This window comes from Streptomyces sp. YIM 121038, assembly GCF_006088715.1.
In the GTDB taxonomy this organism is placed as follows: Bacteria; Actinomycetota; Actinomycetes; order Streptomycetales; family Streptomycetaceae; genus Streptomyces.
Window position 1 is genome coordinate 632,572 of sequence record NZ_CP030771.1, and the last position, 19,448, is coordinate 652,019.

Annotated in this window: 13 protein-coding genes; 9 read left to right on the forward strand and 4 right to left on the reverse strand. The window is 74.5% G+C overall.

Annotated elements, in window-relative coordinates; genetic code table 11:
* Positions 1–192: 192 nt before the first annotated feature.
* The 4 genes from C9F11_RS02735 (at position 193) to C9F11_RS02750 (ending at position 8,415) form a co-directional block, all read left to right on the forward strand.
* Positions 193–1,263 carry a radical SAM protein gene (locus C9F11_RS02735; protein WP_171075617.1) on the forward strand — a complete coding sequence of 357 codons (1,071 nt, stop codon included), beginning with the start codon at positions 193–195 and terminating at the stop codon, positions 1,261–1,263.
* A 301-nt stretch (positions 1,264–1,564) separates the two neighbouring features.
* Entirely contained in the window at positions 1,565–4,153 is a 2,589-nt protein-coding gene (lanKC, locus tag C9F11_RS02740; protein ID WP_249402129.1) for a class III lanthionine synthetase LanKC, read from the forward strand.
* 360 nt (positions 4,154–4,513) lie between these two features.
* A complete protein-coding gene (gene lanKC / locus C9F11_RS02745) occupies positions 4,514–7,135 on the forward strand; it encodes a class III lanthionine synthetase LanKC (protein WP_138957735.1) in 2,622 nt (873 codons plus the stop codon).
* Positions 7,132–8,415 (forward strand): MFS transporter, encoded by a 1,284-nt coding sequence (locus C9F11_RS02750; protein ID WP_138957736.1) that lies wholly within the window; start codon positions 7,132–7,134, stop codon positions 8,413–8,415. The genes lanKC (C9F11_RS02745) and C9F11_RS02750 overlap by 4 nt, the downstream gene beginning before the upstream one ends.
* Positions 8,416–8,419: 4 nt before the next feature.
* Here C9F11_RS02750 and C9F11_RS02755 read toward each other — a convergent pair whose 3' ends face one another.
* Both C9F11_RS02755 and C9F11_RS02760 read right to left on the reverse strand, forming a co-directional pair.
* Positions 8,420–9,973, reverse strand: coding sequence for a hypothetical protein (locus tag C9F11_RS02755; RefSeq protein ID WP_249401562.1), 1,554 nt, complete (start codon positions 9,971–9,973; stop codon positions 8,420–8,422).
* Between the two features lie 9 nt (positions 9,974–9,982).
* A complete protein-coding gene (locus C9F11_RS02760) occupies positions 9,983–12,118 on the reverse strand; it encodes a hypothetical protein (RefSeq protein ID WP_138957737.1) in 2,136 nt (711 codons plus the stop codon).
* A gap of 191 nt (positions 12,119–12,309) precedes the next feature.
* On the opposite strand from C9F11_RS02760, the gene C9F11_RS02765 reads away from it, so the two are divergent.
* Positions 12,310–12,762 carry a nucleoside deaminase gene (locus C9F11_RS02765; protein WP_138957738.1) on the forward strand — a complete coding sequence of 151 codons (453 nt, stop codon included), beginning with the start codon at positions 12,310–12,312 and terminating at the stop codon, positions 12,760–12,762.
* A 70-nt stretch (positions 12,763–12,832) separates the two neighbouring features.
* Here C9F11_RS02765 and C9F11_RS02770 read toward each other — a convergent pair whose 3' ends face one another.
* A complete protein-coding gene (locus tag C9F11_RS02770) occupies positions 12,833–13,411 on the reverse strand; it encodes an XRE family transcriptional regulator (protein WP_138957739.1) in 579 nt (192 codons plus the stop codon).
* A 263-nt stretch (positions 13,412–13,674) separates the two neighbouring features.
* Here C9F11_RS02770 and C9F11_RS02775 point away from each other — a divergent pair, with 263 nt between their 5' ends.
* Entirely contained in the window at positions 13,675–14,337 is a 663-nt protein-coding gene (locus tag C9F11_RS02775) for a class I SAM-dependent methyltransferase (RefSeq protein ID WP_138957740.1), read from the forward strand.
* Positions 14,334–14,813 (forward strand): DinB family protein, encoded by a 480-nt coding sequence (locus C9F11_RS02780; RefSeq protein ID WP_138957741.1) that lies wholly within the window; start codon positions 14,334–14,336, stop codon positions 14,811–14,813. Before C9F11_RS02775 ends, C9F11_RS02780 begins: the two co-directional genes overlap by 4 nt.
* 19 nt (positions 14,814–14,832) lie before the next feature.
* On the opposite strand, the gene C9F11_RS02785 is transcribed toward C9F11_RS02780, so the two are convergent.
* Positions 14,833–15,441, reverse strand: coding sequence for an ABATE domain-containing protein (locus C9F11_RS02785; protein ID WP_171076046.1), 609 nt, complete (start codon positions 15,439–15,441; stop codon positions 14,833–14,835).
* Positions 15,442–15,524: 83 nt separating this feature from the next.
* On the opposite strand from C9F11_RS02785, the gene C9F11_RS02790 reads away from it, so the two are divergent.
* Positions 15,525–16,370, forward strand: coding sequence for an MBL fold metallo-hydrolase (locus C9F11_RS02790; protein WP_138957743.1), 846 nt, complete (start codon positions 15,525–15,527; stop codon positions 16,368–16,370).
* A gap of 244 nt (positions 16,371–16,614) precedes the next feature.
* Entirely contained in the window at positions 16,615–19,440 is a 2,826-nt protein-coding gene (locus tag C9F11_RS02795; RefSeq protein ID WP_138957744.1) for an ABC transporter substrate-binding protein, read from the forward strand.
* Positions 19,441–19,448 lie beyond the last annotated feature (8 nt).

Consider the following 19,448-nt stretch of genomic DNA (forward strand, 5'->3'; position numbering starts at 1 on the left):
AAGTAATCCACCGACTGTGCCTGGCGGAAAACCTCCAAGGAGTTTGGGGGGTGCCCGGGTGCCCGGCAATGGCCCGCACGAGAACACTCGAAGGGAATCGCAGGGGCGGATTCCGAGGGCCGCGAAGGCGGATTCCAAGGGTCCGGCACCATGCGAGGACACTCCGCAGGGACGAGAGAACGGGTGGCCGTCATGAGTCGTTGTTCCGGTCCGGAAGTCATCGTCTGGGACACCACGTACGCCTGCCCCTTGCGTTGCTCGCACTGCTATTCGGAATCGGGGAGACGGCCTTCGCGGCAGCTCGGCCCGGAGGCCATGCTGCGGGTCGCCGACGCGCTGGCGTCGCTCGGCCCCCGGGTCGTGGCCCTGTCCGGAGGCGAACCGCTCGTCGTCCGGGGGGTGTTCGAGGTCGCGCAGCGGCTGCGCGCCGCCGGGGTGAAGCTGTCGATCAACACCAGCGGATGGGTGATGAACCGGGCCCTCGCCGAGCGGCTCGCCGACCACTTCGACGAGGTGATCGTGAGCCTGGACGGAGCGACGTCCGAGGTGCACGACCGCATCCGGGGGCGCGAGGGCTCCTTCGAGCGGGTGCTCGCGGCCCTCACCCTGCTCGACGAGGTGGCCGCCGAGCGGAGCACGGCCGACCGGGGGCGGCTGTGCTTCGGCGTCGACTGCGTGGTGATCCGCAGCAACTTCGGCCAGCTGGAGGACATCGCGGGCGACATCGCCCACCGCTTCCCGCGCCTGACCACGCTGGGGTTCAACGCCGCCGTGCCGGAGGGCCTCGCAAGCCGCCCCGAGTTCGGCGTCCACGAACTCCTCGACGACGACCAGGTCGCCCGGCTCACGAGCACCGCGTTCCGCTCCCGCCTGCGCGAGCTGGCGCCGTCGTCGGTGGCCGTCTTCACCACCGACAACCTCAATCTGGTGATGAAGCCGGAGCGGGTCGCGGAGGGCACCGACACCAAGGTCATGCAGGTGGAGCCGGACGGCCTGGTGCGGGGGATCCCCGTGTACGAGGGGACGGTCGGCAGCCTCCTGGAGGAGCCCGCGGCGGTGCTGTGGGAGCGCACTCTGGCCCGGCTGCGGGACCCCTTCGTCGTGGAGACGCTGTCCGCCGTGGAGTCGATGGGGACGTGGGCACAGGCCGTGCGGCGGATGGACCGCCGCTTCGGTTCCGCCGACGACATCGCGCGCATCGACCAGCGCTCGGTGCGGACGCGCCCTCCGGAGTTCGTCACGGCGACCGTCGCGCGGCCGTAGTCGCCGGAACCGTCGGCGGCGGCGTCGGCGCCGGATTTCCACCACTCCGCCTGACGGCACCGGGCGCCGCGCACCCGCAGCGGCTCGCGCCCCGGACCTTTCCGTGGCGGCGCATTCCGTAGGCCTTCCTTCCGCCGACGCCCGCCCGCTTTCTGTCCACCGTTCCTCCGGCGCCCCGCACGCCGTCCCGACTTCCGCCCGAGGGACGTTCGTTCGAATCCCGCACGCTTTTCCCCCGTGACTCCCGCCGATTCCCCGGAATCTCTTTCTGCCCGGTTCTGACCGGAGAGGCCGCCCCGTGATGAAACTCCAGGACTACGACCGCTTCTACCGCGCGGACCCGGTCTTGTTCGAATTCCCGGAGCGCCTCGCCGACACTCCGGAAAGGCTCACGGCGGCCGTGCGGCCCCTGCCCCGGGGCTGGGAGCGCTCCGATTCCGGATGGTGGACGCGGCTGCGCCCGCCGGCCGCGCGACGGCCGGGCCAGGGCTGGCGGATCCACGTCTCCGTGACGCCGGCTCAGCTGGAGCGCGCGGCGGAGACCGTCGTGGAGTACTGCGTGCGGCAGAACATCGCCCTGGACCTCGTCCGCGGGACGGCCGCCGCCCGGGCGCTCGGCGACCTCCGCGCCGACCGCCTCACCAGCGCCGACCTGATGGTCCTCCACCCGGCGGACGAGACCGTGCTCACCACCGCGCTCGCCGACCTCACCGCGCTGCTCGCACCGCTTCCGGGGCCGTACGTGCCGGGCTGTCTGCGCCACCGCTCGGGTCCGCTGTACGTGCGCTACGGCGCCGCGCAGGACCAGCGATGTCCCGCCGCCGGGCACCTGGCCGCCCCGGGCGACGAGCACGCCGTGGTGCCCGCCCTGGAACGGCCCGACGGCACCCTCGTGCCCGAGGACCGCCGCCCGGTCTTCCGCTGCCCGGACTGGGTCGCGCTGCCCGAGGTGCTGCACGCCGACCTCAAGGCCCTGCACGCCCCGCCGGACGCCCCCTTCCCCTTCCGCGACGCGCGGGCCCTGCGCCTGACCACCGGCGGCGGCACCTACCGGGCCACCGACACCGCCACGGGCAGGCCCGTCCTGCTGCACGAGGCGCGGCCCCACACCGGCCTCGACGCGTACGGCACGGACGCCGTCGCCCGCCTCACGCACGAACGGGCCGTCCTGGAGCGGCTCGCGGGCCTCGACTGCGTGCCCCGCGTCGTGCGCCACCACGTGCGGTCGGGCCACCACTTCCTGGCCGTCGAACTGCCCGAGGGCCGGAGCCTGGCCGAAGCGGCGGCCGCCGCCTTCCCGCTGACCACCGAGGACCGCGCGGAGAAGGAGGCCGCGGGCTACGCGGAGTGGGCCCTCGGCGTCGTCGGGAGGGTCGCCGCCGCCCTGGACGCGCTGCGGCACCGCGGGTTCCGCCTGGGCGAACTCAACCCGGAGCACCTGTTCCTGTGCCCGGACGACCGGGTCGTGCTCAGCCGTCTGGACACGGCGACCGACCTCACGGACGACCGGTCCCCGGCCACCGGCGAGGAGGGCTTCACGGCACCGGCGGGGCTGCGCGGCCGGGCCGCCACCGCCCATCTGCTCGACGTGCTGCGGCTGTGGCTGCTGCTTCCGGTGCCGCACCGCGACCTGGCGACCCTGCGCGTCCTCACCCGGGCAGTCGACCAGCACTACCCCGTCCCGCCGGGCTTCGGCGCCACCCTCCTGTCCCGCCTGTCCAGGACGGCGGACCCGCAGGCCGACGACCACGCCGGGCGGCTCGCCGCGGACCGCCCCGACTGGCCCGCCCTGCGCGACTCCCTGGTGGCGGGCCTGCACGCGATGGCCACGCCCGAGCGCACGGACCGGCTCTTCCCCGGCACCCCCTTCGGGCCCGCGGCACTCGGCGGACCGTCGTTCGGCCACGGCGCCGCCGGAGTCCTGTACGCCCTGCACCGGGTGGGCGCGACCGTCCCCGCCACGTACGTCAGCTGGCTGGCGGACGCCGCCGAACGCGACCCCGACCCGCGCCCCGGCCTGTACGACGGGCTGCACGGGGTGGCCCTGACCCTCGATCTGCTCGGCCACCGCGAACGCGCCCTCGCCGTCCTCGACCGGGCCCGTCCCCTCGAGGCCCGCGTGCTGCGCCCCGACCTGGCGGGCGGCAGCGCCGGAATCGCCCTGAACCAGCTGCGGTTCGCCCGCGTCACCGGGGACACCGCGCTGCACGACGCGGCCCTGCGCACCGCCGTCGACCTCGCCGGACTCGTCACCGAGGGGCCGCCCGCGCCGCGCCTCGGCACTCCCCCGCCGTACGGCCTGCTGCACGGCGGCGCCGGGATCGCCCTGCTCTTCCTGCACCTGTACGAGGAGACCGGCGTCACCCGCTATCTGGGCCTTGCCGAGCGCGCGCTCGGCTTCGACACGGCCCGGTGCGCCACCGCCGCCGACGGCTCCCTCACCCTCTTCGACGGCACCCACCACCTGCCCTATCTGCACGGCGGCAGCTGTGGACTCGCCTTCCCGCTGCGGGCGCTGCTCCGGCACCGGCCCGACGAGGGCAGGGCCGGGCTGCTCGCCGCCGTCCGGCACACCTGCGGCGCGCTGTACGTGCGCAACGCCGGGCTGCTGCGCGGCCGGGCGGGCGCGATCGCGGTGCTCGCCGCGCTCGACGGCCCCGGGGACCGCGAGGCCCTGCACACCCAGGTGCGCCGGATGGCCTGGTACGCGCACTCCTACCGCGGCCACCTGGCGTTCCCGGGCTTCCGGATGCTGCGGCTCTCCGCCGACCTGGCCACCGGTGCCGCGGGCGTGCTGCTCGCCCTGGACTCCGCGTTCGGGGGTGGCGGGCCCGTCCTGCCGTACCTCGACCCGCGGTCGTCGTACCTACGAGCCCACGAGGGGAGGTGATTCGAATGTCGGAGATCCTCGACCTGCAGGAGCTGGAGGAGGAGGCGCCCGCTCTGTGGCCCTGCGCCAACAGCTACCACAGCACCGTCGGCATGGGCTGACCCGCCCCGTCGCGCCCGTCCCGGCCCGTCACCGCCACCGAGAACCGCACGAAGGGAGGTGACGCACATGGCGGAGATCCTCGAACTGCAGGAGCTGGAGGAGGAGACCCCCTCCCTGTGGCCCTGCGCCAACAGCTACGAAAGCACGCGTGGCGTCGTCTGACGCACCGTCCGCTTCCGTGACGCCTCCCGGCCGTGGCCACCCACGGCCGGGAGGCCGCGACCACCGACCGGGACCCGCACCAGGAGACCTCACACCATGCTCGCTCAGGGCCATCTCGTCGCGGACCCCTGCTTCGTGGACGCGCTCGACCGCGTCGACGACGCCGGAAGCCGCTTCGCCCGCACCACGAGCCCGCCGCCCCCGGGCTGGCTGCGCGCCGAGCGCGGCGGCTGGGTCAATCTGCGCCGCCAGGACGCCCCGCTGCCCCGCCAGGGCTGGAAGATCCACGTGTCGGCCACGGAGGACCGGGCCGAACACGTCGTCGACACCGCCTGGGACTACTGCGTGCGGCACGGCGTCACCTTCAAGTTCCTGCGCAGCGCGGTCCTGCACCACCAGGTCAACAGCAAGCAGGCGCCGCGCCCCGCGGGCGGCAAGCTCGTGACCGTCTACCCCGCCGACGAGCCGGACCTGGAGCGGATCCTGACCGGCCTGGCGGCACTCCTGCACGGCGTCGAGGGGCCGTACGTGCTCAGCGACCTGCGCTGGGGCGAAGGTCCGCTGTACGTGCGCTACGGCGGGTTCGACGCGGCGTACTGCTTCGCGCCGGACGGCGAGTACGTCCCGGCGGTCGAGGGCCCGGGCGGCGTCCTGGTGCCCGATGTGCGGGGCACGTCCTTCCGGGTGCCGCCGTGGGTGGAGCCGCCCGCGTTCCTCGCCCCGCACATCGCCGCGCTCCGCACGGCGGCGCCGGGCGGCTTCCCCTACCGGGTGGAGAAGGCGCTGCACTTCTCGAACGGCGGCGGGGTCTACCGGGCCGTCGAGAAGGACTCCGGCCGCCGCGTGGTCCTGCGCGAGGCGCGGCCCCACGCGGGCCTCGACGACCGGGGCACGGACGCCGTGGCCCGCCTGGACAACGAGGAGGCGATGCTGGAGCGGCTCGCCGGGCTCGACTGCGTGCCGCGCCTGTACGGCCGCACCCGCCACTGGGAACACCACTTCCTCGTCCAGGAGTTGATCCCGGGAGAGACCCTCCAGGAGGCGATCGGCCGCCGCCATCCGCTGTTCCGGGACGGCGCGGCGGACGATTCGGATCTCGCTCCGGACGGGTCGGCGCTCGCCGCGTACACCCGCTGGGCGTGCGACGTCGTCGACCGGATCGAACAGGCCGTGGCGCACCTGCACGGGCGCGGCGTCGTCTTCGGGGACCTCCAGCCCGGCAACGTCATGGTCCGCCCGGACGGCAGCGTGTGCCTCGTCGACTTCGAGACGGCACACGCGGACGGCGACGACGGCGCGCCCGCCCTCGGCACGCCCGGGTTCACCGCGCGGTGGGCCCGGTCCGGGCGGTCCGTGGACACGTACGGGCTCGCGGCCCTGACGCTCGCCCTGTTCTGCCCGCTGACGCCGCTGCTGCGCTTCGACCCGGACAAGCTCGCCCAGCTCACCGCCTGGTGCGAGCTGCGCTTCCCGGTGCCGCGGGGGTTCGGCGCGCGGCTGCGCCGACGGCTGTCCCCGCCGCCCGGCCACGCGCCGCGGGCCGAGGAGACCGACGCGGCGGACGGATCCCGCTGGCCCGAGGGGCCCGGCGCCGACGGCCTCGCCGCACTCGCCTCGATGACCGAGGCGATCCTGCTCAGCGCGACACCGGAGCGCGACGACCGGCTCTTTCCCGGCGATGTGCGGCAGTTCGACAACCAGGGCGCGTCCCTCGCCCACGGCGCGGCGGGCGTCCTGTACGCGCTGCACGTCACCGGCCGCCGTGGGCACCCCGCTTTCGCCGAGCACGTCGACTGGCTGGTGCGGGCGGCCGGGCGGACCCGCTGGCCGCGTCCCGGCCTGTACGACGGCCTCGCCGGGGTCGCGTACGCCCTGGACCTCCTCGGGCGCGGCGACGCGGCGCGCGAGACGCTCGCCCGGCTCGACGACGTCGACCTCGGCGGCTGCGGCGCGGGCCTGTTCGGCGGACTCTCGGGCATCGGCCTGGCCCGGCTGCACTTCGGGGACGCGCGCGCGGCCGAGGCCCTGGGCGAGCGGCTCGCGCGCGTCATCGAGGGCGGCGGCCGGCTGCCGGGCCCCGCGGACGCCGTGGGCCTCATGCACGGCTGGTCGGGCCCGGCCCTGCTGTTCACCCGGCTGCGCGGGGCGACCGGCGACGACCGGTGGCTGCGGCTCGCCCAGCTCGCGCTGGCCCGCGACCTCGGCCGGTGCGGGGCGCCGCGCGCGGGCCTGCTCCAGGTCAGGGACGGCCAGCGGTGGCTGCCGACGCTCGACCGGGGCGGCGCCGGGATCGCCCTGGTCCTCGACGCGTACCTCACGCACCACGACGACCCGCACTACGCGCGCGTACGGGAGCGCGTGCGGTCCGGCCTGGGGACGGAACTCCTCCTCTCCCCCGGCCTCTTCGACGGTCAGGCGGGTCTGCTCCACGCCGCGTCCCGCCTGGCCGGCCCGGGCTCCGCAGCGTCGGTACACCTGCGGAGCCTGGGCCTCCACTGCGTGCGCTTCAGGGGGCGGCGGGCCTTCGCGCTCGACGGCCTCCTGAAGCTCTCGATGGACCTGGCCACCGGCACGGCCGGGGTGCTGCTCGCCGTGCACGGCGCGCTGACGGGCGAGGCGTGCGCGCCGCTGCCCCTGCTTGAGGCGGCGCCCGTGGGACCGTCGGCGCAGCAGACCGCGGGACCACCGGCGCAGCGGCCCGTGGGGTCACCGGCGTGAAGGCCCGTGGGACCACCGGTGTACGGCGGAGGGCTCCTGCCGCGGACTCGCTCCGCCGCAACAGGGACTTCCAACTCCTCTGCGCCGGGCAGGGCCTGTCCATGCTCGGCTCCGGCGCCTGCGCGGTGGCCCTTCCGCTGCTCGTCCTCCAGGTCACCGGGTCGCCGCTGCGCGTCGGCCTGGTGGAGGCGGTGTGGACGGGCTCGCTGGCCCTCGCCTGTCTGCCGTCGGGCCCGGTGGCCGACCGGTTCGACCGCCGTACGGTGCTCCTCGTGTGCGACGCGGGCCGCGCGGTGGCGAGCGCGGCCCTCGCGGCGGCGGTCCTCGCCGGTCTCGCGTCGCTCCCGCTGCTCCTGGTGGCGGGCGCGGTGCTCGGCTTCCTCACGGCGCCGTTCAACGCCGCCGTCCTGCCGCTCGTCCGCGAGGTCGTGCCGGAGGGCAGGCTGGCCACGGCGCTCGCCGTCAACCAGGTGCGCGGGCAGGCCGCGTACCTCCTGGGGCCGGTGATCGGGGGCGCCCTCTTCGGCGCGGGGGCGAGCCTTCCGTTCTGGCTCGACAGCGCGTCCTACACGGTCTCGTCCTGCTGTCTGCTCGCCCTCGGCGTGCGCACCGGCGCTCCCGCCGGGCCGCGCGAGGACTGGTGGCCGTCCTTCACCACCGGGCTGCGCTTCCTGTGGCGGGACCGGCTGCTGCGCCGTCTGACCCTGGTGGCGTCGGCGCAGAACTTCGCCTTCGACGGGGTGTACCTGGCGGTCGTGGTGACCACCGCGCGCGCGGGGGCGTCCGGCCTGTCGGTCGGGATGGTCACGGCGGCGTCGGCGGCGGGTGCGATGGCGGGCGTCGTCCTCGCGCCGTCGGCGGGACGGCACCTGGGGCCCTCGACGATCGTGCTGTCCACCGGCGTGCTGTGCGCGGCCCTGGTCGGCGCGATGGCCCTGGCGCCGGAGGCCACGGCGCTCGCGGCCCTGCTCGCCGGGTGCGCCCTCGCGGTGGCCGTGTCGGGCTCGGTGCTGACGCTGGCGCGCCTGCTCCACACCCCTGAGCGGTTGCAGGGCCGCGTGAACAGCGCGATGGGCCTGCTCTTCATGGCCACGCCACCCCTGGGGGCCTCGCTCTCCGGAGCCCTTCTCGACGAACTCCCCGCGCCCGCGGTCTTCCTGGTCTTCGCCGTCCTCCTCGCGGCCCTCGCGGCGGCGTCGCCGGGGCGGCGGGTGTTCCCCCAGCCCGGCCCGGGAGATGCCGTGGCGGATCGCTCGCGGGCCGGGGCGGCCGCGGACTGACCACTCACTCGGGCTCGGCCTTGCACTGGGCGCTGGGCGGCTTCCCCTCGGGCCAGGCGAGCTTCTCGAACTGGATGTGCCGCCGGGGGTCGGGCGAAAGCCGCACGATGGCGACGGCCTTGTCGTAGGGGGTGCCGTAGCTGTTGAGGCAGATCCAGCCGCTGGCGCCGTTGACCCGCTGGCGGCCGTGGAGCCGTGGCCATGCCGCCGCGATGCTGTCCTGCGCGGGCACCTGGTCCTTGGCGACCACCCGGTTGCGGATGCCCGCGATCGCGGTCAGGGCCGAGTCGTGGGCCGTGATGGTGCGCCCGTCCGCGAGGCCGGTGGGGCCGATGTCGCCGACGGCGGAGTCACGCCGAGCGCTCTTGACGAGCCGGCCGAGCGCGGTGAAGTCGTCGGCCGAACCCCCGGTCGCGGGCGGGCGTCCGGTGGTCCAGGCGTCCTCGTGGGTGATCGTGGTGTACTCGACGGTCAGCCCGGCGCCGTAGGTGAAGGCGCCCCAGTCCATGGTCGGGTCGAGGGCGAGGGTGGAGGCTCCCGACACGGTGACCACCCTGAAGGGCCGCGACGCGCAGCCGCGTTTGCCCAGGGCGGCGACCAGATGGCTGAGCGCGCGCGGACGGCCCGAGAAGTAGACCGTGGTCGCCTTGGAGTCGCAGAGGTTGTTGACCATCTGAACGAAGTCGTTGGCCGTGACCCTGTCCGCGTCGTACTGCTCGGGAGCGTACGGCGTTCCCTTGGTCTCGGCGCGGAAGGCGGCGCGCAGCGAGCGGGCGTAGAGGTCGCTCTCGGAGGTGTCCTCCACGAGGAAGGTCTGCGCCGGTTCGACGTGCAGGGAGTGGGTGAGTGCCCGCGCCTGCTCCCGGTTGGAGGGGACGACCTTGGCCAGGCCCGAGTAGCGCCGGGGGTGCCGTGCGTCGTTCGCGAGGCCGTCGGCGGTGATCGGTCCGCCGACGACCGCGATGCCCTTGCCGTTGGTCAGACGGTCGATGGTCCGCTCGGTCCGCCCGACGCTGACGTTGAAGCCGAAGACCGCCCGCAGCCGGTGCTCGCGGGACGCCGACATCGCGGCGAGCTGGTCGGTGACCTCTCGCCAACGGGCCATCTCGCGCCCGGGGTTGGCCAGGACGAGGCGGATCGGCGGCTCTTCCTTGCTCTCGTGGTTGGCCCGGTACTGGGCGAGGTAGGCGCCCTGGACCTCCCGCAGGACCTCGATGCGTTCGGCCCGCTGGTCCGCTCCCGGAGTCATCGGGATCATGAGGGCGACGGTCGCGTAGGGCTTGTCGCCGCGGGTGACGCGGTCGTTCTCCGCCTTGATGCGGGCCGAGACGGGACGGAGCTCGTCGTTGAAGGCGTACGCGCCGTCGGTGACACCTGTGCACTCGTCGTCGTCACCCCGCTTGTCGACCCCGGCCGCGCAGGAGGTGTCGCTCAGCTCCAGGCCGGCCCACACGCCCAGCGGGACGACGAGCGCGGCCACCAGCAGCCAGTGGACGAACCGCACGACGGGCGGTTTCGCGGTGTGCCACTGCCACCACCGGCGGAAGGGCATGTCCATCACACCACCTCACACGACGGGGAGATCGGGGGCCTGTACGCCGTTCACCAGGGCGTCGATCCAGCCGTCGGCCGCGACGGCGTCGATGTACGCGTTGTACGCCCGGTCGGGTCGCGGGCGGCGGCCGTAGTCCGTGCACAGCGCCTCAAGCGCGGCCCGTACGAGCACCGCGCGTCGGTCCGCGTGGCCCGACGGAGGAGCGGACGACGGCGCGGACAGCCGCCACACGGACGCGAGCAGCAGCCGGATCGCGGCGTGCGCCTCGGCCCCGCCCTCCTGCTCGGCACACGCCGGGCACGGCGGCAGTTCGTCGTCGGCCGGTGCGTGCTCGGGCGCGAAGCCGTCGAACGCCTGGGGTGCGGCCGCGACGAGGTTGAGGTCGCGCAGCCAGTCGGAGGGCGCGCTGCGCAGATAGCGGTGGTGCAGCGCCCGGACGACCACGGAGTCGAACAGGCCGAGGGCCAGGGCGTGGTGCAGATACCGCGGGTCGTGGCGGACCGAGTCGGCGGCCAGCACGTCACCGGGGTTGTAGTGGCCCGCGAGGCGGGAGTGGATGTGCGACCAGCGCTCCGGGCCGCCCTCGGTGCGCAGTCGGTGGAGCAGGATCGCGCGCAGCGCCCGGTCGGTGATCAAGGGGGCTCTGCCGTACGTCGGCGGCCAAGGGCGGTGGTTCCAGTGGGGCCGCTCCAGGGCACCGTCGAGAAGCCGTCTGACCTGGAGGGCGGGCGTGGGCGCGGGGAAGTCCGGCCGGGGCAGCCGCAGCAGGTCGGCCGCGGCGCCCACCTCCAGCGCGGGCGCGACCGCCAGGGCCTGGTCCCGCTGGAGGGGGTCCGGAAGCAGCTGGTCCAGCAGTCGCACGGCGAGCGGGTGCCCGGCGTCCGGGGAGGGCAGCGAAAGGAGTTCGTCCAGGTCGAGCGGGTCGGGGCCCTCGATCCGCTCCACCGCTGTCCCGGTCAGGAGCAGGGCACTGCCCGTGCGGCCCCCGCTGAGTCTTTCGACGACCGCTGGAAGGGGGGCGGGATAGTCGGTGCCGCTGAACATCGCGCGGATGTGCGGGTCGCCCACGTGCGGGATCCCGAGGCGCAGCAGCCAGGTGCGGGGTGGGCAGAGCTCGGGGCGGTGCCACGGCGCTTCGACGGTGGTGGGTGTCAGGTCCGGATCGGAGCCGCGGCCCAGGGAGGACACGAAGACGACGGGGAGCATGGCCCGGCTGTGCCCCGGGCGCTGCCGGGCGAGGCGCGCGTACCGTTCGACGAACGGGTCGAGAAGGCGTGTGCGCAGCACGTCGTCCACGTTGTCGAGGAGGATGAGCGCGGGGTGGCGGGTCTTGCGCCCCCAGGGGCCGTAGGCGCCGTCGATGTCCGCGAGGAGCGCGTCCATCAGATGGGCCTCCGCCACCGCCCGGTCCGGTCCCCGGCGGCGGAACTTCTGGACGAGCAGGAACAGCCGCTGCACCGCGTCGCCGTTGGCGTCGTCCAGTTGGGAACGCCACCACGCGAGGCGGGGTGCCTGCCCCTTGCGGTCGAAGAGCGTCTCCGAGGCGGCCTGGAGTACGCCCTCCAGCCCCGGCACGCCCGGGAGCAGCCCCGCCACCACACTGCCCAGCGCGGTGAACCAGTGTCTCAGCAGGGCGTCCCGGACCCTGGGGTCCGGGTGCCGCGCGGTCAGCAGCTCCCTGAGTTCCCCTTCCGCGGCCGTCAGCTCGGCCGGTGGCACGGGGCCCGCGGTGGCGGCCTCCCGCCGCCACGCGGTCACCAGCAGCAGCGCGGGAGAGAGCCGGGGGAAGGACAGGGGGCGGCTGTTCCCCTTGGGGGCGGTGGACAGCTCGTAGCACGCCTGGAAGAGGAGGTTGGTGACCGGCGAGGCGTTGGCCGAGTCCAGGCGCTCGCGATCCGTCTGACCGGCTGCCGAGTAGGGCGGCCCGGCGAGGTCCACGTGGGCCGTCGGCACATGGGCGTGGTATCCGGCGTACAGCGCGTCGAGTACGGCTGTCTTGCCTGTCGCCCGGTCGCCGACGATCTCCACGACGGGCGGTCCGTGCGGGAATCTTCGCTTGGTCCACGGGCCCCCGCCGGGCGGCATCCCCACCATGGCCGGGGCGAGTTCGTCGACCACGGCACTGAGGTGGTACAGATGGCGCCCCATCCCGCCCCCCGGCGCTCTCTTCCCCGTCGGCCCCGGTGTGCCCGCACCCGCTGCCGGACCGGCCGTGGCTGTGTGGAGAGAGACGATAGGGCAGCTTGCACGGCGCGACAACAACTGTCCGGCACGGTCTTGGGTCCGGTCCGTGCCACGCTGGGCGGACCGAATCACCCGCAGCTCAGGAGGACAGGCCCATGGCGAGGGAATCGGACCGGCGGATGCTGCGTACCGCGCTGGAGGAGGCTCGCTCGGGTCTGGCCGAGGGCGGCATCCCGATCGGCGCGGCCTTGTACGCACCGGACGGGTCCACCCTGCTCGGCCGCGGTCACAACCGGCGCGTGCAGGACGGCGATCCGTCGACGCACGCGGAGACCGCCGCCTTCCGGTCGGCCGGGCGGCAGCGGACGTACCGCGGTACGACGATGGCGACGACGCTCTCGCCCTGCTGGTACTGCAGCGGCCTGGTCCGGCAGTTCGGGATCTCGCGGGTCGTCGTCGGCGAGGCGCGGACGTTCCGGGGCGGGCACGGCTGGCTGGCCGAGCACGGCGTGGAGGTCGTGGTCCTGGACGACCCCGAGTGCGTCGCCCTGATGACCGACTTCACGGAGGCCCACCCGGAGCTGTGGCGGGAGGACATCGGGGCGTAGGGAAGGACGCGGGGCGCGTACCCGCGCGCAGTCCCGCCTCCGCCTCTCCCGGGTCCGTCGGTTCGCTCCCTCAGTGCCCGGCCGGTGTCACGTGGGCCCGTTCCCCCTGCGGGCCGAACAGGGCGAGCAGTTCGGCGGGGCTGCTGTCGGCGCTGCCGATCCAGTGCGGTACGCGGGTGTCGAACTCGGCGGCCTCGCCGGGGCCGAAGCGGTGTTCGTGGTCGCCGAGCACGAACCTGACGTGCCCGTTGAGGACGTAGAACCACTCGTACCCCTCATGGGACTGCAACGTCACGGCCGGTGCGCGGTCCGCGGGCGGATAGACCACCTTGTAGGCCTGGATGCCGCCCGCGCGTCTGGTCAGGGGCACGAGCACGAGGCCGGATCGCCGCACCGGCCGCAGGTGCACGCGCGGGTCGCCGGTGGGCGGCGCGGCGACCAGGTCGTCGAGCGGGACGCCGTGCGCCCGGGCCAGTGGCAGGAGCTGTTCCAGGGTGGGGCGGAGCCTGCCGTTCTCCAGGCGGGACAGGGTGCTCGCCGTCAGGCCGGTCTCGGTCGCCAGCGCCGCGAGCGTGGTGTCGCGCGCCCGGCGCAGGGCGCGCAGCCGCGGCCCGACTCCGGCCAGCACGTCTTCCGTGGGGGTGTCCATGCCGCCTGATGATGCGGATCCGCAACTTTTCTTGCAAGGGCGGAAAGGCCCTGGCGATGCTGGCGGCACAGCGCAGGAACCGAGGGCGCCGAGGCGCGGACGCGGCGGACGACTCGTACGACTGCGGCAGCTCAGCCGCTCGGCCGGCTCCGGCGGCCCCGCCCCGGGCAGCTAGGACGGCTCGAATGACACGAAGCTCAGACGCCTCGGACGGCTCGGACAGCTCGGATAGCTCGGACAGCTCGGACGAAAGGGCACCCCTGATGGACTCCACCCACCACCCCCAACCCACCGACAGCGCGGCGGAAGAGGACGCCGCCCAGTTCTGGGAGCGGATCTACCGCGCCCGGAGCGCCTGGGCCGCGCGCGTCAACCCGCTGCTCGCCGAGGTCGCCGCGCCGCTGCGCCCCGGCGCCGCCCTGGACCTGGCCTGCGGCCCCGGCGGCGACACACTGTGGCTGGCCCGGCAGGGGTGGCACGTGACCGCCGTGGACATCTCCGCCACCGCTGTCGAGCAGGTGCGGACCCGCGCCCGCGAACTCGGTGTCGCCGAGCTGGTCACCGCCGAACGGCACGACCTGGCCGACAGCTTTCCCGGCGGCCGGTTCGACCTCGTCTCCGCCCAGTACTTCCAGACCCCGTACGAACTGCCCCGCGCTCGCATCCTGCGTACCGCCGCGCGGGCGCTGCGGCCCGGCGGCCTCCTCCTGGTCGTCGACCACGGCTCCGCCGCGCCCTGGTCGTGGAACCAGGACCCCGACGTGCACTACCCCATGCCCGACGAGACGGCCGCCGCGCTCGCCCTGGACCCGGCGCGGTGGTCCGTCCTGCGCGCCGACATGCCGCGCCGCCGGGCCGTCGGACCCGCCGGGGAGACCGCCACCGTCGTCGACAGCGTCCTGCTCCTCCGGCGGACCGCCGCGTGAGCGCCGAGGACACCCGTCCGCCGTCGGCCGGTCCCGACGAGAAGGCCGTCCTCCTCCGTTTCCTCGACCAGCTGCGCGACGCGGTCGCCGACAAGGTCACGGGCGTGCCGGAACCGCAGGTCCGCGCGGGCGGGGTGCCGTCGGGCACCAACCTCCTCGGCCTGGTCAGGCATCTGGCGATCGTCGAGCGGTTCTACTTCCTCGGCGAGGAGGTCGGCCCCTGGCACGCGACCATGCGGCCGTCCCCCGAGGACACCGTCGAGAGCGTGCTGGCCGACTACCGGAGGACCGTCGAGCGGGCGAACCAAGTCATCGGCGCCTGCCCCGATCTGACGCTGCCCGCCCCGCGTCCGCCGCGCCGGGGGCCGGGACCCTCGATGCGCTGGGTCCTGGTGCACATGATCGAGGAGACCGGTCGGCACGCGGGCCACGCCGACATCCTCCGCGAGCAGATCGACGGTTCCACGGGCCGATGACGGCTGTGGGCCCCGCGCGTCAGTACACCTCGGCCCGGGTGCGCCGCGCATAGGCGCGGGCCGCCCGGGCGCGGTCGCCGCAGCGGGTGGAGCACCAGTGGCGGCGGCCGTGGCGCAGCAGGTAGCGGTTGCAGGGGGTGGAGCCGCAGGCGGTGAGGCGGTCGGCGTCGGGCCCGGTCAGGAGGTCGGCGGCGTCGGCGGCCAGGGCGGCCAGGGCGTGTTCGACGATCTGGGCGGTGGGATGCGAGGCGGCCCGGTACAGACCGCGGGTGGGGTCCCAGTGCAGCAGGGAGGCCGCGGGCGCCCGGGTCAGGGCCTCGTTGACCGCCGCGAGCGCGCTCGCGGGCGCGGGGTGGCCGTCGACGCGGGAGGCGAGCAGGGACCGGATCTGTTCGCGGAGCGTCCGCAGTTGCGCGGCGCACATCTCCTGGAGGCCGGCGTCGTCGGGCGCGAGGCCGTGCTCGACGAGCCATCGGTTCGCCGCGGCGGGGCTGCCGAGCAGATCGAGGAACTGGCCGCCGGGCAGCGCGATCGCGCTGTCGGCGAAGTCGAGGGCCGGGTACTGCTCGGCGCCCGGCGCGGGCGGCAGATCCGGCTCGGCGGTCACGCTGTCCTTCATGACTCTCATGGTATGGCTTGCGCTCATCCATGAGAAACAACTAGCTTCACCTCACGGATACACCACTACTCATCCGTGAGGTGTGCTCTCCCATGGCTTCTTCCGACTCCTCCCCGGCCGCTTCCGACCCGTCGGCGGCGCCCGCCGACCCGCCCACGGCCGCCGCCGAAGCGCGCGGCGAGCAGATTCCCGTACGCGTCTTCGGCGGCCCCACCGCGCTCTTCGAGTACGGCGGCCTGACGTTCCTCACCGACCCCACCTTCGACGCGCCCCGCAGCTACCCGGTGCCGGGCGGCGAGCTGGTCAAGACCGCGCCCGCCGCGGCCGCGCCCGCCGAGCTCGGCCGCGTCGACGTCGTCCTGCTCTCGCACGACGAACACCCCGACAACCTCGACGAGTCCGGCCGGGCCCTCCTCGCGGAGATACCCCTCACCCTCACCACACCCAGCGGCGCCCGTCGCCTCGGCGGCGCCGCGCAGGGCCTGGCCCCGTGGGCGTCGGCCGACCTCGACCGCCCCGACGGCAGGACGGTGACCGTGACGGGCGTGCCCGCGCTGCACGGCCCGGAGGAACTCGGCGCCGAGGAGGTCGAGGCCACCGTCGGTGAGGTCGTCGGCTTCGTCCTGACCTCGGCCGACCTGCCCACGGTGTACGTGAGCGGGGACAACGCCTCGCTCGGCCTGGTCCGCGAGATCGCCGCGCGCTTCGGCCCCGTCGACACCGCGATCCTCTTCGCCGGGGCGCCGCGCGTCCCCGTCTTCGACGGCGCCCTGCTGGTCCTCGACAGCGCCCAGGCCGCCGAGGCCGCCGCGATCCTCGGGGCGCGCAGGGTCGTGCCGGTGCACTGCGACAGCTGGGCCCACTTCACCGAGGGCCGCGACGACGTCGTGGCCGCCTTCAAGGCCGCGGGGCTAGACGACCGGCTCCACCTCGCCTGAGGACCCGCCGCGCCCGGGGCCGTTCCGACCGATGAGACAGCGTTGAGACACCGGCGGGACCCCGATCGCACGCCGTCGAGATGCCGGTGAGACGCCGATCGCACGCCGATGAGATGCCGGTGAGACGCAGATGGGGCGCAGTCGTCCGCGCCCGCCTCACCAAATCTCTCCAACTCCGCCACGGCGCGGGTAAATTGACCTTGCCGCCCACGGCGGGCGTGCCTTTCGGGGGTTGGGGTAGGGAATGCGCGGCACGGTCCTGGACGGGCGGTACACGCTCACGGAGCGGATAGGCGCGGGAGGCATGGGCGCCGTCTGGCGGGCCCGCGACGCACGCCTCGACCGGGACGTGGCCGTCAAACTGCTCGGACTGCCCCGGCACACGTCGGGCCCCGAGCGGGAGCGGATGCTGGCGCTCTTCGTCCGCGAGGCACGGGCCGCGGCGGCGCTCGACAGCTCGTACATCGTGCCGGTCTTCGACCACGGCGCGGACGGCGACGTCCCGTACCTCGTGATGCCGCTGCTCACGGGCCGTACGGTCAACGCGCTGCTCCGCGAGGGCGACGGCCTCGCGCCGGAGCGGGTGGCGGACATCGCGGGGCAGGTGTGCCGGGCGCTCGCCGTGGCCCACCGGGCGGGCATCGTGCACCGGGACATCAAGCCGGCCAACGTGATCGTCACCGACGAGGGCACGGTGAAGGTCCTCGACTTCGGCATCGCCAAGTTCCTCGACGCGACCGGGGCGACCGGCGGCTACCTCACCCGCACCTCCGACTCCCCCATCGGCACGCTGCACTACATGGCCCCCGAGCGGTTCACGCGCGGGCCCGCCGACGGGCGCACCGACGTGTACTCGCTGGGCTGCATGGTCCACGAGATGCTCACCGGATCGCCGCCCTTCGACGCGCCGTCGGAGGCCGCCCTGATGCACTGTCATGTGTACGAGGCCCCGGACCCGCCCTCCGCGCGGCGGCCGGAACTCACCCCGGAGTGGGACGCGTTCGTCGGCCGGACGCTGACGAAGGACCCCACCGGCAGGCCCACCGCCGACGAGGCCCGTCAGGCTCTTGAGGTCCTCGCGCGCACGGCGGGGCTCCGGCCCGTGCCGGTGCCTCCGCCCGCACCCGTGGCCACGCCCCCAGCCGCGCCCCTGGAGCCCGTGGGAGCGGCCGAGTACCCGCTCGCCCCGCCCATGCCCCAGGGGCCGCCGACACCGTGGCCCGTGCCGCAGCCGCTGGTCGTGGCCGGGAGCGGCCCCCGTCCGTGGTGGCGCAGATGGTGGCTTCCGGCCGGGGCGGCCGTCGCCGTCGCCGCGCTCGTCGCCGTGCTCACCGTCGTCAACCCCTTCGACAAGGACGGCGGGGGCGGCACCGACAAGGAGGCGAAGGGCGGCGGTTCAGGCAGTTCGGACGGCCGCGGGACCGGCGACGGGAAGGGCGGCGGGACCGGCGCCAAGGGACCCGCGGTGGCCGAGCAGGCCAGGACCGAGACGCTGTCCATCGGCACGGCGGCGGACTCCAAGGGCCCGTCGCCCGCCGTCGGCGGTGCCCACAGGGGCGGCTCCGTCACCGTCCTCGACCCCTACGAGCTGACCACCATCGACCCCGGCACGATGTGGTCGGGCACCGAACGCCTCGTCTCGCGCCTCGTCTACCGCAGCCTGACGGGCCTCAAGACGCTGCCCGACGGCTCGGTCAAGCTCGTCGGCGATCTGGCCACCGACGCGGGGCGGCCCTCGGCCGGCGGCCGGACCTGGACCTTCACCCTCAAGGAGGGGCTGACGTACAACGACGGACTTCCCGTGCGGGCCAAGGACTTCGCCCACGCCGTCGAGCGCACGCTCGGCCCGCAGTTCTCCCTCGGGGACAAGACCCTACGCAGCTGGATCCTCGGCAAGGACGCCACCGCGGGAACAGCCGCCCGCTCGCTGCCGCCGGGCGCCATCGAGACCCCCAACGACCGGACGATCGTCTTCCATCTCGAGGCCGCCCGCCCGGACTTCAACGTCGCGCTCGCGGGCCCCACCGGCGCGCCCCTGCCCGAGAAGGTCAAGGACGGCCCGGTGAACTCCGGGACGCTCCCGTCGACCGGCCCGTACCAGATCAACGCCTACCAGAGCGGCAAGGACCTCGTCCTCACCCGCAACCCCGCGTGGCGGGCGGCCACCGACCCGCTGCGCACCGCCTACCCGGACACGTACCGGGTGGAGGGAAACGTCGCCGTCGACCAGATCAAGTCCCGCACGCTGGCGGCGCGGCCGGGCGAGGCGGTCATGTCCTTCACCGGCACCCTCGCCAAGGGCGACCTCGACCAGGCCTCCGGCGCGGGCCGGCTGACGGCGCCCTCCTCGTATGTGCAGACGTACATGATCAACACGCAGCGGGTGAAGAACCGCGCGGTCCGCAAGGCCATCGCCACGGCGCTGCCCGCGGCCGACGTCCTCGCGGCGAGCGACGAGAACGGCACGGTCCAGCACAACCTGCTGCCCCCGGGCGTGCGCGGGGCCCGCCCCTTCGACCTGTACGACGCCGGGGAGCGCGGGTCCCCCGCCAAGGCGCGCGAGCTCCTCAAGGACGCGGGCAAGAGCGGCTACCGGATCACCCTCGGCTACGGATCGGAGGCGGACGCCAAGCGTGCCGACGTGATCGAGGCGGCGCTGGAGCAGGCCGGTTTCCGGGTCGACCTCAAACAGGACAAGGCGGCCGACTACTTCAAGAACGCGGGCGACGGCAAGTACGACCTGTTCCGCCTCGCCGTCGGCGGCGGGCTGCCCGTCGCCTCCTCGTTCCTGCCGGACTACTTCGGCAGCGAAACCTCCGCCCCCGCCTCGTCGAACTACTCCCGCCTCAAGAACTCAGAGGTCGACGACGCGATCGAGGCGGCCGACGGCGCGGGCTCCGTGCCCGCCGCGGGCAAGCTGTGGGCGAAGGTCGACCGCCGCGTGATGGAGGAGGCGGCGGCCGTGCCGCTGTACGTGCCGACGCGCACGTTCCTCCACTCCGAGGCGGTGCGCGGGCTCCAGGTCGATCTGGACGGGGTGTCACCGCTCAACGCGTACGTGCGCCCCTGACCGTCCCT

Coding starts and splice junctions, on each gene's coding strand:
- C9F11_RS02735 (WP_171075617.1), top strand. CDS start 193: ATGAGTCGTTGTTCCGGTCCGGAAGTCATCGTCTGGGACACCACGTAC.
- lanKC (WP_249402129.1), top strand. CDS start 1,565: ATGAAACTCCAGGACTACGACCGCTTCTACCGCGCGGACCCGGTCTTG.
- lanKC (WP_138957735.1), top strand. CDS start 4,514: ATGCTCGCTCAGGGCCATCTCGTCGCGGACCCCTGCTTCGTGGACGCG.
- C9F11_RS02755 (WP_249401562.1), bottom strand. CDS start 9,973: ATGGACATGCCCTTCCGCCGGTGGTGGCAGTGGCACACCGCGAAACCG.
- C9F11_RS02760 (WP_138957737.1), bottom strand. CDS start 12,118: ATGGGGCGCCATCTGTACCACCTCAGTGCCGTGGTCGACGAACTCGCC.
- C9F11_RS02765 (WP_138957738.1), top strand. CDS start 12,310: ATGGCGAGGGAATCGGACCGGCGGATGCTGCGTACCGCGCTGGAGGAG.
- C9F11_RS02770 (WP_138957739.1), bottom strand. CDS start 13,411: ATGGACACCCCCACGGAAGACGTGCTGGCCGGAGTCGGGCCGCGGCTG.
- C9F11_RS02775 (WP_138957740.1), top strand. CDS start 13,675: ATGGACTCCACCCACCACCCCCAACCCACCGACAGCGCGGCGGAAGAG.
- C9F11_RS02785 (WP_171076046.1), bottom strand. CDS start 15,441: ATGAGAGTCATGAAGGACAGCGTGACCGCCGAGCCGGATCTGCCGCCC.
- C9F11_RS02790 (WP_138957743.1), top strand. CDS start 15,525: ATGGCTTCTTCCGACTCCTCCCCGGCCGCTTCCGACCCGTCGGCGGCG.
- C9F11_RS02795 (WP_138957744.1), top strand. CDS start 16,615: ATGCGCGGCACGGTCCTGGACGGGCGGTACACGCTCACGGAGCGGATA.